At 73.2% G+C, this 21,308-nt stretch carries 16 protein-coding genes; 9 read left to right on the top strand and 7 right to left on the bottom strand.

Annotated elements, in window-relative coordinates; translation table 11 throughout:
* Positions 1–2 precede the first annotated feature (2 nt).
* A complete protein-coding gene (aroA, locus tag MU522_RS13000) occupies positions 3–1,313 on the bottom strand; it encodes a 3-phosphoshikimate 1-carboxyvinyltransferase (protein WP_246991590.1) in 1,311 nt (436 codons plus the stop codon).
* Positions 1,314–1,408: 95 nt separating this feature from the next.
* Here aroA and MU522_RS12995 point away from each other — a divergent pair, with 95 nt between their 5' ends.
* Both MU522_RS12995 and MU522_RS12990 read left to right on the top strand, forming a co-directional pair.
* The gene (locus MU522_RS12995; protein ID WP_225792772.1) at positions 1,409–2,011 is read left to right on the top strand and encodes a sigma-70 family RNA polymerase sigma factor; all 603 of its coding nucleotides are present in this window, start codon (positions 1,409–1,411) and stop codon (positions 2,009–2,011) included.
* Positions 2,008–2,268, top strand: coding sequence for a zf-HC2 domain-containing protein (locus MU522_RS12990; RefSeq protein ID WP_246991588.1), 261 nt, complete (start codon positions 2,008–2,010; stop codon positions 2,266–2,268). The genes MU522_RS12995 and MU522_RS12990 overlap by 4 nt, the downstream gene beginning before the upstream one ends.
* A gap of 72 nt (positions 2,269–2,340) precedes the next feature.
* Here the strand turns inward: MU522_RS12990 and aceB are convergent, their stop codons facing one another.
* A complete protein-coding gene (gene aceB, locus MU522_RS12985; protein ID WP_246991586.1) occupies positions 2,341–3,981 on the bottom strand; it encodes a malate synthase A in 1,641 nt (546 codons plus the stop codon).
* Between the two features lie 26 nt (positions 3,982–4,007).
* On the bottom strand, positions 4,008–5,306 hold the full coding sequence (aceA, locus tag MU522_RS12980; RefSeq protein WP_246991584.1) for an isocitrate lyase: 1,299 nt from the start codon (positions 5,304–5,306) through the stop codon (positions 4,008–4,010).
* Positions 5,307–5,457: 151 nt separating this feature from the next.
* Between aceA and MU522_RS12975 the strand changes: the two genes are divergently transcribed.
* Complete coding sequence (locus tag MU522_RS12975) at positions 5,458–6,945, top strand: helix-turn-helix domain-containing protein (protein WP_146356807.1); 1,488 nt, start codon at positions 5,458–5,460, stop codon at positions 6,943–6,945.
* A 9-nt stretch (positions 6,946–6,954) separates the two neighbouring features.
* Here the strand turns inward: MU522_RS12975 and MU522_RS12970 are convergent, their stop codons facing one another.
* The 4 genes from MU522_RS12970 to MU522_RS12955 all read right to left on the bottom strand — a co-directional run bounded on the left by MU522_RS12970 (position 6,955) and on the right by MU522_RS12955 (position 11,425).
* Positions 6,955–7,413 (bottom strand): adenylyltransferase/cytidyltransferase family protein, encoded by a 459-nt coding sequence (locus MU522_RS12970; RefSeq protein WP_246991582.1) that lies wholly within the window; start codon positions 7,411–7,413, stop codon positions 6,955–6,957.
* 72 nt (positions 7,414–7,485) lie between these two features.
* A complete protein-coding gene (locus MU522_RS12965; protein ID WP_246991580.1) occupies positions 7,486–8,202 on the bottom strand; it encodes a polysaccharide deacetylase family protein in 717 nt (238 codons plus the stop codon).
* A complete protein-coding gene (locus tag MU522_RS12960; protein WP_246991578.1) occupies positions 8,199–9,236 on the bottom strand; it encodes a glycosyltransferase family 2 protein in 1,038 nt (345 codons plus the stop codon). The genes MU522_RS12965 and MU522_RS12960 overlap by 4 nt, the downstream gene beginning before the upstream one ends.
* On the bottom strand, positions 9,233–11,425 hold the full coding sequence (locus tag MU522_RS12955; RefSeq protein WP_246991576.1) for a glycosyltransferase: 2,193 nt from the start codon (positions 11,423–11,425) through the stop codon (positions 9,233–9,235). The genes MU522_RS12960 and MU522_RS12955 overlap by 4 nt, the downstream gene beginning before the upstream one ends.
* A 143-nt stretch (positions 11,426–11,568) precedes the next feature.
* Between MU522_RS12955 and MU522_RS12950 the strand changes: the two genes are divergently transcribed.
* The 6 genes from MU522_RS12950 (at position 11,569) to MU522_RS12925 (ending at position 21,082) form a co-directional block, all read left to right on the top strand.
* Complete coding sequence (locus MU522_RS12950) at positions 11,569–12,300, top strand: CDP-alcohol phosphatidyltransferase family protein (protein ID WP_128188481.1); 732 nt, start codon at positions 11,569–11,571, stop codon at positions 12,298–12,300.
* Positions 12,290–13,216: a glycosyltransferase family 2 protein gene (locus MU522_RS12945; protein WP_246991574.1), complete on the top strand. Its 927-nt coding sequence runs from the start codon at positions 12,290–12,292 to the stop codon at positions 13,214–13,216. Before MU522_RS12950 ends, MU522_RS12945 begins: the two co-directional genes overlap by 11 nt.
* 24 nt (positions 13,217–13,240) lie before the next feature.
* On the top strand, positions 13,241–13,951 hold the full coding sequence (locus tag MU522_RS12940; RefSeq protein WP_246991572.1) for a hypothetical protein: 711 nt from the start codon (positions 13,241–13,243) through the stop codon (positions 13,949–13,951).
* Between the two features lie 136 nt (positions 13,952–14,087).
* The gene (locus MU522_RS12935; protein ID WP_246991571.1) at positions 14,088–18,569 is read left to right on the top strand and encodes a PKD domain-containing protein; all 4,482 of its coding nucleotides are present in this window, start codon (positions 14,088–14,090) and stop codon (positions 18,567–18,569) included.
* Between the two features lie 24 nt (positions 18,570–18,593).
* Positions 18,594–19,736, top strand: coding sequence for a glycosyltransferase family 4 protein (locus MU522_RS12930; RefSeq protein ID WP_246991569.1), 1,143 nt, complete (start codon positions 18,594–18,596; stop codon positions 19,734–19,736).
* Positions 19,733–21,082 carry an oligosaccharide flippase family protein gene (locus MU522_RS12925; protein WP_246991567.1) on the top strand — a complete coding sequence of 450 codons (1,350 nt, stop codon included), beginning with the start codon at positions 19,733–19,735 and terminating at the stop codon, positions 21,080–21,082. The genes MU522_RS12930 and MU522_RS12925 overlap by 4 nt, the downstream gene beginning before the upstream one ends.
* Positions 21,083–21,308: the final 226 nt, after the last annotated feature.

Raw genomic sequence — 21,308 nt, 5'->3', positions numbered from 1 at the left:
GCTCACTCCAGCTCACCCGCGAGCATCGCGGCCCACAGCTCCGGGAACTCCGGGATGGTCTTGGCGGTGGCGCCGATGTCGTCGACCTCGACGCCCGGCACGCGGAGGCCCACGACGGCGCCGGCGGTCGCGATGCGATGGTCGTCGTAGGCGCGCCACGGGCCGCCGGTCAGGGGTGCCGGCTCCACGCGGATGCCGTCGGGCAGCGCCGTCGCGGTGCCGCCGAGCGCGGCGATGTCGTCGACGAGGGCCTGGATGCGGTCGGTCTCGTGCCCGCGGATGTGGCCGATGCCGGTCACCTCGACCGGGCCCGACGCGAGCGCGCCGAGCGCCACGATGGTCGGCGCGAGCTCGCCCGCGGCGTGCATGTCGAGCGTCGCGCCGGGGATCTCGCCGCCGACGGCCTCGATCGTGAGCGAGCCGTCGGCGACCGACGACGTCGCGCCGAACGGGGCGAGCAGCTCGGGCAGCAGCCGCCCCACCTGCGTCGTCCCGTCCGGCCAGCCGTCGAGCACGACCCGGCCGCCCACCGCGACCACGGCCGCGAGGAACGGCGCGGCGTTCGACAGGTCGGGCTCGATGCGCTCGTCGAGCGCACCGATCGGGCCGGGCTCGACCCGCCACGAGGCCTCGCCGACCGCGCGGGCGTCGACGCCGCGCTGCCGCAGCGCCGCGAGCGTCATCTCGATGTGCGGCAGCGACGGCAGCCGCTCGCCCCGGTGGTGCAGCGTGAGGCCCTCGTCGAAGCGGGCGGCGACGAGGAGCAGCGCCGACACGAACTGGCTCGAGGCGCTCGCGTCGATCTCGAGCTCGCCGCCGCGCACCCCGCCCGCGCCGTGCACGGTGAACGGCAGGCGCGGCTCGTCGGCGTCGACGCGCACGCCGAGGCCGCGCAGGCTCCCGATCGTCTGGTCCATGGGGCGCTTCCGCGCGTGCGGGTCGCCGTCGAACGCGACCGGGCCGTCGCCGAGCGCCGCCATGATCGGCAGGAAGCGCATCGCCGTGCCGGCGAGCCCGCAGTCGATGGATGCGCCGCCCACGACGGGGCCAGGGGCGACGACGAGGTCGGGGCCGAAGCGGCCGTCGCCGGGCGCCTCGCGGATGTCGGCGCCGAGCGCGCGCAGCCCCGCGGTCATGAGCTGCGCGTCGCGGCTGCGCAGCGGCCGGTGCAGCGTCGACGGCGCGTCGGCGAGCGCCGCCAGCAGCAGCGCGCGGTTCGTGAGGCTCTTCGAGCCGGGCAGCTGCACGCGGGCGTCGAGGCGCGCGGTCGCGGTCGGCGCGGTCCAGGGGCGGGAATGCTCGAGCGGGCTCATCGGTTGCAATCTATCGGTCGGGCAGTACAGCGGAGGAGGGGCCGGTGGCAGGGACGACGGTCATGGCGCCGACGGCGACACTAGACTCGCCCGCGATGGACGAGCAGCGTGACGAGGCCAAGCGCGACGACTTCGTGGAGCAGGCGATGCAGTACGCCGACCAGCTCTACGCGGCCGCCATGCGCATGACGCGCAACCCGGCCGACGCCGCCGACCTCGTGCAGGAGACCCTGCTCAAGGCCTACGCCGCGTACGACTCGTTCCAGCAGGGCACGAACCTGCGGGCGTGGCTGTACCGCATCCAGACCAACACCTACATCAACACCTACCGCAAGCAGCAGCGCAGGCCGTTCGAGGCGCCCCTCGACGACCTGGAGGAGTGGCAGATCGGCGACGCCGAGTCGTTCACCGCCATGTCGTCGCGCAGCGCCGAGGCCGAGGCGATCCACCGGATGCCCTCCGGGATCGTGAAGGACGCGCTGCAGCAGGTGCCCGTCGACTTCCGCATGGCGGTCTACTGGGTCGACGTCGAGGGGCTCAGCTACGCCGAGACCGCCGAGGTCATGGAGACCCCCGTCGGCACCGTCATGAGCCGCCTGCACCGCGGCCGCAAGCTGCTGCGAGGCCTGCTGGCCGACTACGCCCGGGAGCAGGGCATCGCCGTGCAGGACACCATCGTGAAGGAGAAGAAGCCGTGAGCGAGACGCCCCAGGCCACGAAGGACTGCACCGAGGCCCGTGCCGCCCTCGAGGAGTACCTGCACCACGAGCTCTGCGCCGAGGACGCCGCGGATGTGCGTGCGCACCTGGCGGAGTGCGAGGAGTGCTCGGCCGAGCACCACGTCGGCGAGATGCTGACCGCCGCGCTGCAGGGCGCCTGCAAGGACCGCGCCCCCCAGGAGCTGCGAGCGAAGCTGCTCGAGAGCCTGCGGGCCGCGAAGGCGAGCCACGCCTGACATGACGCGCGACGGGGCGGGATCCCTCGGACCCCGCCCCGCGCATCCGTCCCCGGTTCGCACCCGCGCCGCTCAGGCCGCGACGCGCTCCTGCACCGGGATGGGACCGGTGATGGGCCGCTCGGCACCGTCGCCCAGGTAGCGCTCGGTGCCGGCGAGCGTGAGGAAGGCCGGGTAGGTCTCCTCGAGCGCGATCTCGCGGAACAGCGCGATGGCCTCGCGGTAGCGGTTGCCAGGGCTCCGGTCGAAGCCCGCGGCCAGCTCGTCGACGATGGCCTCGCAGCGCTCGCGCGTGATCGTGCGACCGTCGGCGGTGGCCGACTCGTTGTGGATCCACTGCCACACCTGCGAGCGCGAGATCTCGGCGGTCGCGGCGTCCTCCATGAGCGAGTGGATCGCGACGGCGCCGTGGCCGCGCAGCCACGCCTCCATGTAGCGGATGCCGATCTCGATGTTCGAGCGGAGCCCGGCCTCGGTGATGTCGCCCTCGGTGGTCGAGAGGTCGATGAGCGCCGCGCCGTCGACGGGCACCTCCTCGCGGGTGCGCTCGAGCTGGTTGGGGCGGTCGCCGAGCACCGCGTCGAACGCGCTCCGGCAGGTCTCGACGAGGCCGGGGTGCGCGACCCACGAGCCGTCGAAGCCGTCGCCCGCCTCGCGCGCCTTGTCGCTCGCGACCGCCGCGAGCGCGCGCTCGGTCGCATCCGGGTCCTTCGCGCTCGGCACGAACGCCGCCATGCCGCCGATCGCGTGCGCGCCGCGGCGGTGGCACGCGCGCACCAGCTGCTCGGTGTAGGCGCGCATGAACGGCGCCGTCATCGTGAGCCGGGCGCGGTCGGGGAGCACGAACTCCGGCCCGCGGAGCCGGAACGCCTTGATCATCGAGAACAGGTAGTCCCAGCGGCCGGCGTTGAGGCCCGCCGAGTGCTCGCGCAGCTCGAAGAGGATCTCCTCCATCTCGAACGCCGCCGTGATCGTCTCGATGAGCACGGTGGCCCGGATCGTGCCCTGCGGCAGCACGAGCAGCTGCTGCGCCATGACGAACACGTCGTTCCAGAGCCGCGCCTCGTGGTGGCTCTCGAGCTTCGGCAGGTAGAAGTACGGGCCCCGGCCGGCGGCGATGAGGTCGTCGGCGTTGTGGAGCACGTGGAGCCCGAAGTCGACGAGCGATCCCGACATGGGCCTGCCGTCGACGAGGATGCGGTGCTCGTCGAGGTGCCAGCCCCGCGGCCGCACGACGATCGTCGGCGTCTCGGGGGCCGTCACCTTGTACTCCTTGCCCTCGGGGCTCGTGAAGGCGATGCTGCCGCGGATCGCGTCCTGCAGGTTCACCTGGCTCGCGATGACGTTGCGCCACAGGGGGCTCGAGGCGTCCTCGCAGTCGGCGAGCCACACCTTCGCGCCCGAGTTGAGCGCGTTGATGGTCATCTTGCGCTCGATGGGGCCGGTGATCTCGACGCGGCGGTCCTCGAGGCCGGGAGCGGGCGGGGCGACCCGCCAGCTCGCGTCCTCGCGGATGCGCCGCGTCGACTCGAGGAAGCGGGGGCTGTCGCCGTCGGCGAACGCGGCGCGGCGCCGGCGGCGGTCCTGCAGCAGCTGCTGGCGCGTGCACTCGAACGCGTCGTGCAGCTGCAGCAGGAAGCCGAGCGCCTCGTCGGTGAGCACCCGGTCCTGACCGGGGGCGTGGGCGGTGATGCGGATGCGCGTGGTGTCCATGGTCTGGCTCCTGACGTGGGTGCGGATCAGTGGAACTGCTCGGACTCGGTCGAGCCGGCGAGCGCGAGCGTGCCGGAGCTCGGGTTGAGGGCGGTGGCGACGAGGTCGAACCACCCGGTGCCGACCTCGCGCTGGTGCTTCGTGGCGGTGTAGCCGAGGCCTTCCGCCGCGAACTCGCGCTCCTGCAGGTCGACGTAGGCCGTCATGTGGTGCTCGGCGTAGCCCTTCGCCAGGTCGAACATGGAGTGGTTGAGGGCGTGGAAGCCCGCGAGGGTGATGAACTGGAAGCGGAACCCCATGGCGCCGAGCTCGCGCTGGAACGCGGCGATCTGGTCGTCGTCGAGGTGCTTGCGCCAGTTGAACGACGGCGAGCAGTTGTAGGCGAGCAGCTGGTCGGGGAACTCGGCCTTGATGCCCTCCGCGAAGCGGCGGGCCACCTCGAGGTCGGGCTTGCCGGTCTCCATCCAGAGCAGGTCGGCGTACTCGGCGTAGGCGCGGCCGCGGGCGATGCACGGCTCGATGCCGTTCCGCACCTCGTAGAAGCCCTCGCTCGTGCGCTCGCCGGTGAGGAACGGGCGGTCGCGCTCGTCGACGTCGCTCGTCAGGAGCGTCGCCGCCTCGGCGTCGGTGCGGGCGATGATGACGGTCGGCACGTCCTCGACGTCGGCCGCGAGGCGTGCGGCGTTGAGCGTGCGCACGTGCTGCTGGGTGGGGATGAGCACCTTGCCGCCGAGGTGCCCGCACTTCTTCTCGCTCGCGAGCTGGTCCTCCCAGTGCACGCCCGCGGCGCCGGCGGTGATCATCGAGCGCATGAGCTCGAACGCGTTGAGCGGTCCGCCGAAGCCAGCCTCCGCGTCGGCGACGATCGGCACGAGCCAGTCGTCGACGGCCCGGCGGCCCTCGCTGCGCTCGATCTGGTCGGCGCGCTGCAGCGCGTTGTTGATGCGGCGCACCACCGCGGGCACCGAGTTGGCGGGGTAGAGGGACTGGTCGGGGTAGGTCTGGCCCGACAGGTTGGCGTCGGCCGCGACCTGCCAGCCCGAGAGGTAGATGGCCTCGAGGCCCGCGCGCACCTGCTGCACAGCCTGGTTGCCGGTGAGGGCGCCGAGCGCGCGCACCGGCTGCTCGTCGGCGTGCAGCCGGTCGAAGAGGCGCTCCGCGCCGCGGCGGGCGAGCGTGTGCTCCTCGACGACGGAGCCCCGGAGGCGGATGACGTCGGCGGCGCTGTAGTCGCGGGCGATGCCGCTCCAGCGGGCGTCCGCCGCCCACTCGAGCTCGAGCTCGGCCGCCTCGGTGGCCATCGTCGTGTCGTGCTGCTCGGTCATGGTGTCCTCCTGCTGTCGCGCCGGGGCTCCTGCGCCCTCGGCGTCCGGTCGTGCTACCACTGTGCGTGCAGAACTGCACTGCGAGCGGCGATTTGCACGGTGAAGATCATCACTTCTGCCAGATCCCGCAGAACTGGCGTATGGTGCTCGCATGACCGAGCGAGGCACCGCATCCGCCACCTGGGACCGACCCGCGCGCTCGGCGCCCGCGCCGACGCAGGTCGACGCGCTGCAGCTCGGCAAGGCGCTGCGGCACGCGCGCAAGCAGGCCGGGCTCACGCTCGACGCCGTGCACGACGCCATCGGCCTCGCGCCGTCGCAGCTGTCGGGCTTCGAGACGGGCAAGCGCGAGGCGCGCTTCTCGCAGCTGCAGCAGCTCGCGGCCCTCTACGGCGTCAGCCTCGAGCAGCTCACGGGCACCGAGCCGCCGTCGCGGCGCGCCGAGCTCGAGCTGCGGCTCGAGCGCGCCATGCAGTCGTCGACCTGGCAGCAGAAGCGGCTGCCGACGATGCGCATCGGCCCGCGCACGCCCGACGACGTGCTCGAGACGATGCTCGCGCTCGTCGACGAGCTCGACCGGGTCGCCGAGGAGCGGGTCGCGACGCCCGAGGAGGCACGGCGCGCCAACACGCAGCTGCGGGCCGAGATGCGCGCGCGCGACAACCACTTCCCCGAGATCGAGGCTGCGGCGGCGCGCATGCTCGAGAAGGTCGGCTACCAGTCGGGGCCGCTCTCGCAGCACCTCATCGCGGCGATCGTCGAGCGGCTCGGCTTCACCGTGCACCACGTCGGCGACCTGCCGCACTCGACGCGCTCGGTGACCGACCTCAAGCGCCGGCGCATCTACCTCTCGCGCTCCTCCCGCATCGGCCACGACCCGCGGTCGGTGCTCCTGCAGGCGCTCGGGCACCACGTGCTCGGGCACTCGGTGCCCGCCGACTACGGCGCCTTCCTGCGCCAGCGCATCGAGACGAACTACTTCGCGGCGGCCCTGCTCATGCCCGAGCGCACCGCCGTGGAGTTCCTGCGCGCCGCGAAGGAGGAGCGGCAGCTCGCGGTCGAGGACCTGCGCGACGCCTTCGCCGTCTCGTACGAGACCGCCGCGCACCGGCTGACGAACCTCGCGACCGTGCACCTCGGGATCCCGCTGCACTTCCAGAAGGTGCACGAGTCGGGGATCATCTACAAGGCCTACGAGAACGACGGCGTGACCTTCCCCTCCGATCACACCGGCGCCATCGAGGGGCAGCCGGTCTGCAAGCGCTGGACGAGCCGTGAGGTGTTCGACGTCGCCGACAAGGTCAACGCCTTCGAGCAGTACACCGAGACGCCGGCGGGCACCTTCTGGTGCACGGCGATGACCGAGCGCAGCCCGTCGGGGGAGTTCTCGCTCTCGATCGGCGTGCCGTTCGCGCAGGCGAAGTGGTTCCGGGGGAGGGGCACGAAGGAGCGGTCGATCTCGGGCTGCCCCGACCCCTCGTGCTGCCGCACGCCGCCTGCCGATCTCGCCGAGGCCTGGGCCGGGCAGGCGTGGCCGAGCGCGCGGGCGCACTCGCACCTGCTCGCCGCGCTGCCGCCGGGCGCCTTCCCGGGCGTCGACGAGACCGAGGTCTACAGCTTCCTCGCGTCGCGGGCGTAGCCCCCGGCCTCAGGAGTGCTGGGCGAGGGCGGGCGACGCATCCGCCGTGCCCTCGAGCAGGCTGAGCGCGCGCCGCAGGGCCGTGCTCGACGTGTGCGCCGTGTAGGGGAAGTAGACGACCTCGACGCCCACCGCGCCGAGCTCGCGCTCGAGCCGCAGGCCCCGCTCGGTGCCCCGCCAGTCGTCGCCCTTGAAGAAGTGCGTGAACCCGACCTCGCGCCACGTGTCGAGCTTGTCGGGCACCGTCTCGACGTGCACGCGGTCCACGAAGCGGATGGAGCGCACGATCTCGACGCGCTCGAGCGTGGGGATCACGGGCTCGACGCCCTTCACCTGCAGCAGCATCTCGTCGCTCACGACGCCCGCGATCAGCACGTCGCAGTGCTCGCGCGCGTGCCGCAGCACGTTGAGGTGGCCGACGTGGAACAGGTCGAAGGCGCCTGCGGCGTAGCCGATGCGCTGGCTCATCCGCTCCTCCGATCCCCGTTTGCAAACAGTGTTACATCAGCGTAGGGCACGCGGGGGCGGGACGCGAGCGCCTCACGCGAACCACGCCCCGAGCCGAGGCCGGCCGCGCTCGAGCGCGCGCTCGAGCGACGTGCCCGACAGCCCGCGCTCGGCGAAGCCCGCCAGCAGCCGAGCGGTGAGCGCGCCGCGGTCGAACGCCGGGATGTCGCCGTCGTCGACGCCGTCGTCCACGCCGGCCCGGCCGTCGTGCCCGAGCAGGATGAGGCCCGGTCGGGCGTTGCGCATGGCGCTCGCCACCCGCCCGTCGGTCGTGGTGTCGGCGCTGTCGAGGCTCGTGCCGCCCCAGAGCACAGGCATCACGCCCGCCCGCCGGATGGCGTGGTAGGCGCGCGGCGACTGCCGGCCGTACGGCGGCCGCATCCACCGCACGGGCGCGCCGGCGACGTCCTCGAGCTGGGCCTTGCCGTCGAGCGTCCGGCGCGTGATCTCCTCGGGGGTGAGCCCGCTGAGCGGCCGGTGGTCGATGCCGTGCAGCGCCACCTCGTGGCCCTCCGCGATGACCGCCCGCACGAGCCACGGCAGGCGCCGCGCCCTCGCGCTCAGCATGAAGAAGGTCGCGTGCGCGCCGCGCTCGGCCAGGGCGTCGAGCACCCGCTCGGTCTGCGGCGGCTCCGGGCCGTCGTCGTAGGTCAGCACCACCACCGGCTGGTCGGTGTCGACGCCGACCACCGAGCCCATCGCCCGCACGTGGCGGCGCAGCACCCCGTGCACGGCAGCTCCCACGCTCATCGCTCCGCCTCCCGCCTGCGGTACTCCTCGAACCGGTGGCCCATCGCTGCCGTCAGCACGCCCCACCCGCGGCGCACCTGGCTCTCGCCGCGCTGCTGCCGCACCGGGTCGCGCGTGCACACGCCCCAGGCGAGCCTGGCCGTGCCGAGCACGATGCGCGCGGGACCGCCGGCGAGGCCCCCGAGGCGCGCGCGCACGCGCAGCGCGGGCGTGGGGGCGAGTCGCTCCCGCGTGTGCTGCAGCGTGTTCCCGTGCGCGAACGCGCGCCGCCGCACCCAGTCGCGCGTCGTGCGCTCCGGGACGACCGGGTCGAGGGTCACCGACTCCTGGCACCAGACGATCCGGCCGCCGGTGCGCACGAGCAGGCGGGTGAAGATGGTGTCCTCGCCGCCGGTCAGGCCGAGCGACTCGTCGAACCGCAGGCCCGCGCGCCGCACCGAGCGGAGGTCGAGGAGCAGGTTGCCGGTGGCGGCGGCGGGCAGCAGGGTGCCGGTCTCGCGGGAGGCGCGGTGGAAGAACTCGCTCGAGGCGACCCACGGCTCGACGCCCTCGGGCAGCTGCGCGACCACCCGGCCCATCACCGCATCCGCCTCCGACTCGCGCCAGACGTCGACGAGGGCCGTGAGCCAGCCCGGCTGGGGGATCTCGTCGTCGTCGATGAACGCGAGCAGCCGCGAGCCGGCGCTCTCGTCGAGCGCCCGGTTGCGGGCGGCGGGGATGCCCGGGCGCGCCTCGTGCGCATAGGCGATGCGGATGCCGTGGGATGCCTCGGCGTCGCGCCGCACCGCGTCGACGACGGGCCGGGCCGAGCCCGCCGGGTCGTTGTCGACCACGAGGATGCACGGCTCCACGGCCTCGAGCGCCTCCCGCGCGCGCAGGCTCACCGCCTGCAGGTTGGCGCGCAGCTGCTCGGGTCGCCGGAAGGTCAGGATGGCGACGGTCAGCACGGGCCTGCCGAGGGGTGCGGCGTGCCGGGCGCGGGGCGCCGCCGCCTCGGCCGGCTCGAGGCGCCCGCGGACGCGCTGCACGGTCATCGGAGCCCCGCCGCAGTGCGGAACGCCTCGACGTGCGCGTCGGCGCTCGACGACCAGGTGCGGGCCGCCAGCCGGGGCGGCTCCGCGGGCGGATGCGCGGCGAGCTCGGCGAGCGTGGCATCGATCGCGGCACCGGTCAGCGTGCCCTCGAAGCGGTGCACCCACCCCGGTCCTACCTCGTCGGCCAGCGCGCGGTTGACGGCGTTGTCGGGCACGAGCACCGGCCGGTCGAGCGAGAGGCCCGCGAGGGCCGCGCTCGAGTTGTGCATGTGCAGGTACGGCAGCACGACGAGGGATGCACCGGTGATGGCGCGCACGAAGTCGGCGTCGTCGAGGAAGCGCAGCGAGAGCTCGATGCGGTCGTCGCCTGCGGCGAGCTCCTCGAGCGTGCGCGCGAGGTCGTCGGAGGTCGGCCTGCCGGCGATCGCCAGCGTCGCGCCGGGCGTGCGGCACTCGCGGAAGGCGCGGAGCAGCTGCTCGGTGCCCTTGTACCGGCGGATCAGCCCGACCGACACCAGCCGGCCCGGCGTCGCCGGCAGCGTCTCGTGCTCGCCGAACCAGTCCCGGAAGTGCGCGTGGGGGATGGTGTGGACGGGCACGCGCAGCGGCACCGCGGTCGTCTCGTTGAGCCGGATGACCCCGGTCGTGCGCTGGTCGACGGCGTCGAGCAGCGCGTGGTCCCAGCGCGACAGCTCCTGGGGGCGCTCGGTGTTGTGCCACGTGCGCACGATGGGCGTGCGCGTGAGCGTCAGGCGCGCGAGCAGCAGGGTCGTGAGGCTCCTGCGCACGAGGCGGCCGGCGGTGCGATGCCCGCCGAACAGCACCTCGGGCCAGTGGACGTGGAAGACGTCGTAGCGGCCGAGGAGCGCGCGCGGGTAGCTGAAGGTCTCGACGGCCGCATCGGGGCGGCCGTCGAGCTCGGCGAGCAGCTGCGCGAGGTAGGGGTTGGTGGTGGGACGGATGGCCTTGACCGACTCGAGGACGCGGACCGGCCGGTGCCGGGCGGGGCTCGCGGCGCCGCGGTACCAGCCGTCGACGAGGGGCGCGAGCCGCTCCCGCGACCAGCGCTCGTGCGGGACGCCGGTGGCGTCGCCCGCGAGCGCGAGCTGCTCGACGACGCTCGCGACGACGTCGCCCTCGAGGCTCGCGACGAAGCCGTTGGGCTGGGCGAGCAGCGGTGGGCCGCCGAGCGGCAGGCAGACGACGGGCGTGCCCATCGAGCTCGCCTCCGCGACCGCCCAGCCCGCCTGGTCGTGCATCGAGGGGAAGAGCAGCGCGTCCGCGCGCGCCATCGCCTCGAGCGCCTCGCGGCGCGGCACATGGCCGGCGAACCGCACCCGGTCGCCGAGGCCGAGGCGCTCCGCCTGCGCCTCGAGCGCGCGGCGCAGCGGCCCCTCGCCGTAGAGGGTGAGGCGCCAGTGCGAGGCCGCGGGCCTGGCGAGCGCGGCGAGCGCGATCGAGACGCCCTTGAGCGGGATGAGGCGTCCGACGGCGACGGCCTCGCGCATCCGCCCCTCCGGCTCGCGGCGTGCGCGTGCCGGCAGCGCCGTGAGGTCGAGCGCCGCGTTGGGCTCGACCACCACCCGCCGCGCGCGGCGGAACCGCCGCGCGACGTCGCCGTTCTGCGCGACCACGAGCGCCGCGCGTCGGGCGGTGCCGTCGCCGAAGACCGCCCGGGGCAGCGTGGTGGCGACGGTGCGGACGACCTCGGTGGCGACCCCTCTGGCGCCGAGCCAGCGGCGGAGCCGCCAGACCGGGATGCGGGTCGCGCCGCCGACCGGGCCCCACACGAGCGGCACGTCGCGTAGCGCGGTGAGCCCGCACGGCAGCCAGTCGTTCGCGAAGGTCACGTGGTGCGCGACGTCGAAGCGGTGGCGCGCGTGGAGGCGCACCGCGGTGCGCGCGAGCTTCGCCTGCCAGAGCGCGTAGTACCAGTAGAGGTCGCGGGGGCGGCGCTTGCGCGCCATGACGCGCTCGGGCAGGTCGATCGCGACGACGTGCAGGTGGCGCGCGAGCTCCCGGTCGGCGGCGAGTGCCGCGGCGATCGCCGGCGCGAAGCGGCGGCGCGTGATGACCCAGACGTCGTGGGTCGCCGCGGCCGCGGTCGCGAACGCCCAGCCGGCGCTCGCCTCGGGCTCGTCGGACGGCCCGCAGGCGTACGCGCCGACGAGGATGCGGAGGCGGGTCATCTCCGGCCGCCGACCCTCGGCTGTGGGCATCTCGTGCTCCGCTCTCGTGACCTGCGCGGCTTGCGAGTCCGACTCGCGGGAGTATCGTAACATCGTTACATCAATCCGGGCAGACGCCCGGCGACGAGGGTGGAGGGCGAGCCATGACTGGAGCGACGCTCGGCATCCGCGCCGCGCACGCGCGCCTGTCCTCGGCGCAGAAGGGGCACGCCAGGGGAGCGCCCGCCTACTCGGTGTACGTCAACCGCCGGATCGGCCGTGCGCTGGCCGCCGCGGCCCACGCCGCCGGCCTGACGCCGAACCAGGTCACCGCCATCAGCGCGGTGCACACCTTCGCCGCCATCGCGCTGCTCGCCGTCGCGCCCGTCGAGTCCTGGACCGGCATCGTCGCGGCGGTCCTGCTCGCCCTCGGATATGCGTGGGACTCCGCCGACGGCCAGGTGGCGCGCCTGCGCGGCGGCGGCTCGCTCGCGGGGGAGTGGCTCGACCACTTCGTGGACGCGCTCAAGATCGCCTCGCTGCACCTGGCGCTGCTCGTCGGGCTCTACCGAGGCGCGCCCGGGCTCCCGGAGCCGGTGCTGCTGCTGCCGATCGCGTTCTCGGTGGTCGCGACCGTCACCTTCTTCGGCATGATCCTCAACGACCTGCTGCGCGGTGCGAGGGGTGTGCCGTCGACCCACGCGCGCGGCGGAGGCTCGCTCGGGCGCTCGATGCTGCTGCTGCCGACCGACTTCGGCGTCGTGTGCTGGCTGATGGTGCTGTGGGGATGGCCCGCCCTCTTCCTCCCCGCCTACGCGCTGCTGCTCCTGCTGCAGACGGCCTTCCTGGCGCTGGCGGCGGTCAAGTGGTTCCGTGAGATGCGCCATGTCGGCTGAGCCTCGGCGTCCGCTCGCGATCGTCGTCGTCAGCTACGCGTCGTCCGGGCTGCTCTCCGAGCACCTGGTCGCCTCGGCCCGGAGCGTCGCGCCCGAGCTGGTGGTGGTCGTCGACAACCTCTCGTCCTCCGATGAGCGGGAGCGGGTCCTGGCGCTCGCGCAGCGGCACGGCTGGCAGGTCGTGACGCCGGAGCGCAACCTGGGCTTCGGCGGCGGCGTCAACTGCGGCGTCGCCAGGGCCCGCGCGCTCGGAGCCCGCGACCTGCTCGTGCTGAACCCGGATGCGCAGATCGAGTCGGCCGCGGTCGCTGCGCTCCGCGCGGCCGCCGACGCGGACGGGCTCGCGGTGCTCGCGCCCCTGATCCGCGATCCGCAGGGCGGCACGTGGTCGGCCGGATCCGATCTCTATATCGCCGATGGTGCGACCCGGGGCCGCGCGCGCCGCGCCGCGCACGCCGACGCCGAGCGCTGGGAGTGGCTGAGCGGCGCGTGCCTGTGGATCCCGGAGGAGGCGTGGGAGCTCGTCGGCGGGTTCGACGAGGACTACTTCCTCTACTGGGAGGACGTGGACCTGTCGCGGCGCCTCGTGGAGCGCGGCGGCCGGCTCCGCGTCGTCGAGGACGCCGTCGCGGTGCACGACGAGGGCGGCACTCACCGCGAGCGTGGTCAGCTCGGGCGCGGCAAGTCGAGCGTCTACACGTACTACAACATCCGCAACCGCATGCTGTTCGCGGTCAAGCACCTGGATGCGCAGGGCGTGCGGCGATGGCGGCGCGGCGTGCTGGGCGCGGCATGGGAGGTGCTCGGCAGAAGCGGGCGCCGACAGCTGCTGCGGTCGCCGGCGCCGGTGCGCGCCGCGTTGCGAGGCGTGGTTGATGCTCGGCGAATCGTGCGCGAATCGGCTGGCGTGCGCTGAACCCGCCGCACGTACAGTGTGCCCATGACGAGCGAGCAGCGGAGTGCGTCGACGCCTCGCGCCCGAGCCGCGCTCGTGCTGGGCGGGGTGACGGTCGTCGGGCTCGTGCTCTGGGGCGTCCTCAGCGCGAGCGGGGCGGGCGACGCCGAGCAGCCGGGCACGGCGAGCGGCTCGCCGTCGTCGACGCCCGGCACCTCGACGTCGCTGCCGTCGACTGCGCCCACGTCGACACCGACGCCGTCGGGCTCCGCGGCACCGAGCGCGCTCCCGTCGGCGCCCGCGACCTCCGCGGGTGCGACGGCGCCCCCGGGGTCGCCTCCCGGATCCCTGCCGACCGAGACGCTCGCGCCGGTGCCGCTGGATGCGGTCGTCGAGCCTACCGCCGACGTCGAGCTGGAGCTGGCGTCGCTCGAGTCGGTCGACGGCGCGGCCAACATCGCCGGCGAGATCGCCGGACCGGCGATCCGAGTCACCGTCGAGGCGACGAACACGGGCGACGATCCGTTCCCGACGCCCGTCGTGGTGGTCAACCTCTACATCGGCGAGGACCGGCTGCCGGCGAACGAGATCCGGGAGCCCGGCGGCCGAGCGTTCCCCGCGTCGATACCGGCAGGCGGCTCGAGCTCGGGCGTCTACCTCTTCACGGTGCCGCACGACCAGCGCGGCCTCATCGGCATCGAGGTGGTGCTGCAGGCCGGTGAGCCCGTGGTGCTCTTCGAGGGCGCCGCGCGCTGAGCCGCGCGCGAGACCTCAGGATTCCCGCAGTCTCAGCGCGGAAGCCCTCGGCGGTCCATGGCCGGGCGTACGATAACGCCGTTACTGGACGGTGTCATGGGATGCGGTCCGCTGGCACTGAGGACAGGAACGTCACATGCGCACCTCGACACCGATCCGCACGCTGATCCGCACGCACGTCGCCGCCGTCGGAGCGATCGCGGTCGGCGCCGCGATCCTGGTCAGCGCACCGAGCGCGGCCGTGGCGGCCGATCCGGTCATCGAGCCTGCAGCGCTCGAGGCGTCGGCACTGCCCCACGAGGCGAGCATGTCCGCCGACGCGCTGCCGACGGTGCAGATCGACCAAGGCGTGGTGTGGGACGTGCACGTCGCGGGCAACATCGCCTACGCCGGAGGACAGTTCTCGAACGCCCGCCCGGCAGGCGCGGCCCCCGGCACCAATCTCATCCCCCGCAGCAACTTCCTCGCGTTCGACGTGCAGACCGGTCAGGTCACGTCCTTCGCGCCCTCCTTCAATGGACGGGTCAACGACATCGCGGTCTCCCCCGACGGCAGGCGGCTCTACGTCGTGGGCGCGTTCACCGCGGTCAACGGCCAGACGCGCAATCGCATCGCCGTCTTCGACCTGCCCGGCCACACACTCAGCACCACGGTGGTGCCGAACATCAACGGCACCGCGCAGTCCGTGGCGGCGACCAACTCGACCGTCTACGTGGGCGGCTACTTCAGCGCCGTCAACGGCAGTGCCCGGGCGCGCATCGGCGCGGTCAACGCCTCCAACGGCGCGGTGCTGCCGTTCCGCCCCATCGTCGACAACGGCATGGTGCAGGCGCTCGCGGTCGGACCCGACGCGACGAAGGTGATGCTCTCGGGCAACTTCACCTCGGTCGCCGGCGGGCAGAGCGAGCCCGGGTACGGGCTGTCCATGGTCGACGCCTCCACCGGCGCGCAGCTGCCGCTGCCCGTGAACTCGATCGTGCGCAACGCGGGCGACAACTCGGGCGTCACGAAGCTGAGCACCGACGGCGTCAACTTCTACGGCGTCGGCTGGCACTACGGCCGCGGCGGCAACATGGAGGGCGCGTTCCAGGCGCGCTGGTCGGACGGCGAGATGGTCTGGATCGAGGACTGCCACGGCGACACCTACGACGCGGCTGCGGTCGCCGGCCAGGTGTACATGGCCAGCCACAAGCACTACTGCGGCAACAGCGGCGGATTCCCGCAGTCCGATCCGTGGACCTTCTACCACTCGACCGCGGTCACCACCGAGGTCCACGGCGCCAACACGCCCGACATCTACGGCTACCCCGACCACCCTGGCCGCCCACGCCCGGAGATCCTCAACTGGTACCCGCAGACGGACATCGGCACGTTCACCGGCAAGAACCAGGCGGTCTGGGCACTCGACGGCAACGACCAGTACCTGGTCTACGGCGGCGAGTTCCCCCGGGTGAACGGCGCTACGCAGCAGGGGCTCGTGCGCTACACCCTGCGCCAGAATGCGCCGGACAACCAGGGGCCGCGCCTCTCGCAGGATCAGGATCGGCTCGCCATCGCGGCCGGCATCACTCCGAACGCCTGGTGGACGCCGTCTGTCAGCGCCGTCATCCCCGGCTCGCTCCGGGTCTCGTTCCCGACGATCTTCGATCGCGACGACCAGGCGCTGACCTACCGCGTGTACCTCGACTCGGAGACGACCGCCGGCCTCGTGGGCGAGCAGACCATGTCGAACAAGTTCTGGGACGTCCAGACTGTGCGCACACTGATCTCCGGCCTCGAGCCGGGGTCGACGCATCAGGTGCGCGTCGTGGCGCGCGATCCGGGTGGGAATGTCTTCCGCTCGGAGTGGGCGACCGCGACGGTGTCGAGCGGAGCCATCTCCGCCTACCTCGAGAGCGTTGCGCAGGACGACGTCGTCAGCATGTGGCGCCTCGGCGAGGCGAGCGGCTCCTCCGTCGACCTCTTCGGCGGCTCCGACATGCAGCTGAGCGGCCGCATGACGTACGGCGAACCGGGTGCGCTGGCCTCCGACGCCGATGCCGCGATCCGCTTCAACACGGCGACCACGAACTCGCAGAACGATGGCAGCGGCGGGTCGACGACGCGCATCGCGGGCCCTCAGCGCTTCTCCATCGAGACATGGTTCCGCACCAGCACGACGAGCGGAGGAAAGCTCGTCGGATTCGGCAACGCGCGGACCGGCTCGTCCACCTCCTACGACCGGCACCTCTACATGAACAACGCCGGTCAGCTGCTCTTCGGCGTGTACCCCGGGTCCGTGCAGGTCATCACCACACCGGGCACCTACCGGGACGGCGAGTGGCACCACGCGGTGGCGACCCTCGGCAGCGAGGGCATGCGGCTGTACGTCGATGGGCAGCTGCGCGCGCAGCGGAACGACGTCACATCCGCGCAGGCGTACCAGGGCTACTGGCGCATCGCCAACGACAACCTGAACTCGTGGACCAGCGCGCCGGGATCGAGGCAGTTCGAAGGCCTGCTCGACGAGGTCGCGATCTACGACCGGCCGCTCTCCGCGGACCGCGTCCAGGCGCACTACGAGGCGGGCACGACGGGCGTCGCCCCCAACACGCCCCCGAGCGCCGCGATCGGCACGCCCTCGGTCGACGGGCTGCAGGTGGGCTTCAGCGGCTCCGCCACCGACGCCGACGGCACGGTGGTGTCCTACGCCTGGAGCTTCGGCGACGGCTCGACGGGCACCGGGGCGTCGGTGACGAAGACCTACTCGACGGCCGGCACGTACGACGTCACCCTGACGGTGACGGACGACGACGGCGCCACCGGCACCGCCACCACCCAGGTGACGGTGGAGCCGGTGCCGAACGCGGCGCCGAGCGCGTCGTTCACCATCCAGTCGCAGGGCCTGGAGGTCTCGGTGGACGGCTCGTCCTCGTCCGACCCGGACGGCTCGGTGGCATCGTACGAGTGGGACTTCGGCGCCGGCTTCGCCGCAGGCGCCGCGACCGCCTCGCATGAGTTCGGCTCGGCGGGGACCTATCCCGTGCGGCTGCGCGTCACCGATGACGACGGCGCGACGGACGTCGACGAGCAGAGCGTGACGGTCATCGAGCCGGGTGCGGGTGTGCTGGCGCAGGATGGGTTCGACCGGACGGTGTCGAACGGCTGGGGCACTGCGGATGTCGGCGGGCCGTGGTCCCTGCGGGGGACGGCGAGCCGGTTCTCGGTGGCGGATGGCGAGGGTCGGATGACGATCCCGGCGTCGACGTCGCAGACGGTGTACGCGGATCTGAACGGGGTGTCGAGCGCGAGCACGCGGATCGATGCGGTGTTCAGCGTGGATTCGCTGGTTGAGGCGCAGTACGTCTCGCTGGTGGGTCGCCGGGTGGGCTCGACGAACTACATCGCGAGACTGCGGCTGCAGGCCGATGGCGGTGTGCGGCTGTACCTGCTGCAGGACGGGGCGACGGCGATCGCGCCGATGCTGCAGGTGCCGATCACGATCGTGCCGGGGGAGCAGTACGCGTTCAGCATGGAGGTGACGGGCACGTCGCCGACGACGGTGCGGGCGAAGCTGTGGGAGGTCGGTCAGGCGGAGCCGGGCTGGATGCGCGAGGGCACGAACTCGCTCGCAGCGCTGCAGACGGCGGGTGCGGTGTCGGTGTTCACCTACGTGCCGAACAACCCAGGCGGCGGCGCAGTCGCCTTCGACAGCATCACCGTCTCCGACCCCGCCGGAGGCGCACCGGCGCCGAACGTCGCGCCCACGGCGTCCTTCACGAGCTCGAGCTCGGGCCTGGTCGTGTCGGTGGACGCCTCCGGCTCCTCCGACCCCGACGGCTCCATCGAGTCGTACGCGTGGGACTTCGGCAGCGGGTTCGTCGAGGGCGGCGCCACCGCGACGCACGAGTTCTCCGCCGCCGGCAGCTATCCCGTGCGGCTGCGCGTGACGGACGACGACGGCGCGACTGCGACCGCGGAACGGTCCATCACGGTCGCCGAGCCGGGTGCGGGTGTGCTGGCGCAGGATGGGTTCGACCGGACGGTGTCGAACGGCTGGGGCACTGCGGATGTCGGCGGGCCGTGGTCCCTGCGGGGGACGGCGAGCCGGTTCTCGGTGGCGGATGGCGAGGGTCGGATGACGATCCCGGCGTCGACGTCGCAGACGGTGTACGCGGATCTGAACGGGGTGTCGAGCGCGAGCACGCGGATCGATGCGGTGTTCAGCGTGGATTCGCTGGTTGAGGCGCAGTACGTCTCGCTGGTGGGTCGCCGGGTGGGCTCGACGAACTACATCGCGAGACTGCGGCTGCAGGCCGATGGCGGTGTGCGGCTGTACCTGCTGCAGGACGGGGCGACGGCGATCGCGCCGATGCTGCAGGTGCCGATCACGATCGTGCCGGGGGAGCAGTACGCGTTCAGCATGGAGGTGACGGGCACGTCGCCGACGACGGTGCGGGCGAAGCTGTGGGAGGTCGGTCAGGCGGAGCCGGGCTGGATGCGCGAGGGCACGAACTCGCTCGCAGCGCTGCAGACGGCGGGTGCGGTGTCGGTGTTCACCTACGTGCCGAACAACCCAGGCGGCGGCGCAGTCGCCTTCGACAGCATCACCGTCTCCGACCCCGCCCTCGGGGGATGAGCCGGCCGTCACGAGGCCGATCCGATGGCAGCGCACAGCGAGCACGCGGCGACGACCGGAGCCTTGTCGACGGCTGATGCGGTCGAGGCAGTCGCAGGTCGCGCACTGCAGCTGTACGACGAGGTGCGCACGGCGCACCTCGAGCGGCTCGCCGGCGACCGCCGGGTCACGATCCTGTTCCGCGCGCGGCGCTACGACTTCGACCGCGCGCTCGCCGCCGCGCTCGACGTGCAGCGGGCCGGCGCGCTCGGGACCCTGCGGTGGACGCTGTCGCACCCGGTGGCGGTCATCGAGGTGAGTGAGCCGCTCATGGCCGCCGCGTCGCTGCGCACGCTCAGCGCCGTGCTGGGCAACCGCATCCGCTCGCTCGTGCGCGGGGAGCGTCCGGCTCGCGTCGTGACGTACGCGATCGAGGCCATGCCGCTCGCGGAGGCAGTCGCCAACCTGCCGCGCAGGGCACGACTGCGGCATGCGCTGCTCGCGCCGCTGCAGGCGATCGTATGGCGCGTGCTCGACCGCATCGCGTTCGGCACAGTCCTCTCGGAGCAGGTGTACCGCTCGGCGTTCCCCGCGCGATGGCCGGAGCACCGCGTGATTCCCGCGCTGCCCGTGTCGAGGCTCGTCGCGCCGGCGTCGGTGCCGCGCCCGCCGCACCTGGTGTTCCTCGGCGACATGGCGGAGCGCAAGGGCTTCCCCGCAGTGCTCGACGTGTGGCCTGCGGTCCGAGCCGCGCTGCCCGAGGCGCGGCTGACCATCCTCGGGCGCGGATCCGGGGCGGCAGCCGCCATGGCGCTGGCGGCGGCCGACGACCGCGTCGTCGTGCGGCTCGACCCGCCCCGCGCCAGCATCTTCGAGACGCTCGAGCGCAGCAAGGTCCTGGTGCTGCCCTCTCGGCGCACGCCGCTCTGGCGAGAGCAGGTCGGGCTGCCGATCGTCGAGGCCCTCGCCTCCGGGTGCATCGTGGTGACGACGAGCGAGACCGGGCTCGCGAGCTGGCTGCAGCAGCACGGGCACGAGGTCGTGCCGGCAGACGCGCATGACGCGCTGGCGGCGGCGCTCGTGCGTGCCCTCACGAGCGCTCGGACACCGGAGGGCGTGGTCACGGACCTCCCGGCGGCGGACGGGAGACGAGCTGCGCAGGACTGGATGTACGAGGGCCTGCGATGATCGGCGCGACTCGCGCGCGGCCGGCGCGGCGCACGCGGGGCCGGTGGCACCAGGTCGGCTCGGCGGCAGCCGCGAAGGTGGTCGTCATGGCGCTCACCGGCATCGTCGGCCTCGTCACCAGCCGCATCATCCTCGACGGATTCGGCGTCGAGGCGTACGCGCAGTACGGACTGCTGGCGAGCCTCCCGGCGCTGCTGCCCTTCGCGGACCTCGGCATCGCCGCCGTGCTGATCAACGCGGCAGCCGAGTCGGAGGATCCGCGCCGGGACGCGCTGCTGCGGCGCACCATCACGAGCGCGCTGCGCATCCTGCTCGTCGCGGGCGGCATCATCGCGGCCGCCTCCTTGCTGCTGGGCGCGTTCGACGCGTGGCCCGCGATCCTCGGCCCCGGGCTCATGTCCGGCGGCGGCTGGGTGGCGGCCGCGTGCATGGCGATCTTCGGCCTGACGCTGCCGCTGACGATCGGCGCTCGCCTGCTGGTCGGGCTCGGGCGCAACACGACGCAGATCTTCACGCAGGCGCTGACCGCCCCGCTCATCCTGGTGCTCATCGGCGGGTGCGCGCTGCTCGGCGTCCCCGCCGGCCAGCAGCTGGCGGTCTTCGCCTACATGGCGAGCGCCGCGGTCGCCTCCACGAGCCTCGTGGTCGCGGCGCGCATCGTCTCGCCGCAGCTCGGCGCCGCCGCGCGCGAGGTGCCGCATCTCCGCCAGGCCCCGAGCGTGCCGGTCATGCACCTCGCGCTCCCGATGCTCGTGCAGATGCTCGCGCTGCCGGCGACGATGCACACCGCGCGCATCCTCATCAGCCACCTCGACGGCGCCGAGGAGCTCGCGGACTACAACCTCGCATCCCAGCTCTTCGGCATCGCCCTGCAGACCATCGCAGCCGCGGGGCTCGCCCTGTGGCCGATCTTCGCGCGCGCCCGCGCCGCGGATCGCGTGGACTCGCCGCGCAGCGTCGCGCTCTGGTTCCTCGGCGGAGGGCTGGTGCTCGGCGGCGGTGTCGCCGTGCTCGCGCCGTGGCTCGTCGAGCTCGTGTCTGCTGGGAAGCTGACGCTCGACCCGCTGCTGCTGGCGGCGTTCGTGCTGTTCGTCGCCGCGCAGGCGGCGAAGTATCCGCTGGGCATGTACATGACGGATGCGCGCGGTCTGCGGTTCCAGGTGGTGCCCACGCTGATGATTATCCCGATCGGGCTCGGGATGTCGCTCTGGCTCATCCCCGTGCTCGGCGCTGCGGGCAGCGTGATCGCGGTGACCGCGGCGGTCGTCGTCTGCCAGGTGCTGCCGAACGTCTCCTACGTGGCGCGCGACCTCCGAGACCGCCGCGCCGCCCAGGCGGCGCAGTGATGGCCCACGCCCTGGAGACGAGGACGCGCGTCGACGCGACCGACTCCCGACGGCGCGCGACCACCGAGCTCGCGGTCGCCGGGCTGGTGGTCTTCGCCATCGCGATCCGCTACAGGTTCTCGCCCGACGTGCCCATCAGCTTCCTCATCTCGATCGCGATCCTGCCGATGACGGCCGGACTCCTGCTGCGGCACCGCGGAGCCGCCGTGCTCGCGGCGCTCGCCCT

This window comes from Agrococcus sp. SCSIO52902, from assembly GCF_022983135.1.
Taxonomy (GTDB): domain Bacteria; phylum Actinomycetota; class Actinomycetes; order Actinomycetales; family Microbacteriaceae; genus Agrococcus; species Agrococcus sediminis.
The sequence above is the reverse complement of the archived record's forward strand: the minus strand, read 5'-3'. Positions and strand labels throughout refer to the sequence as shown.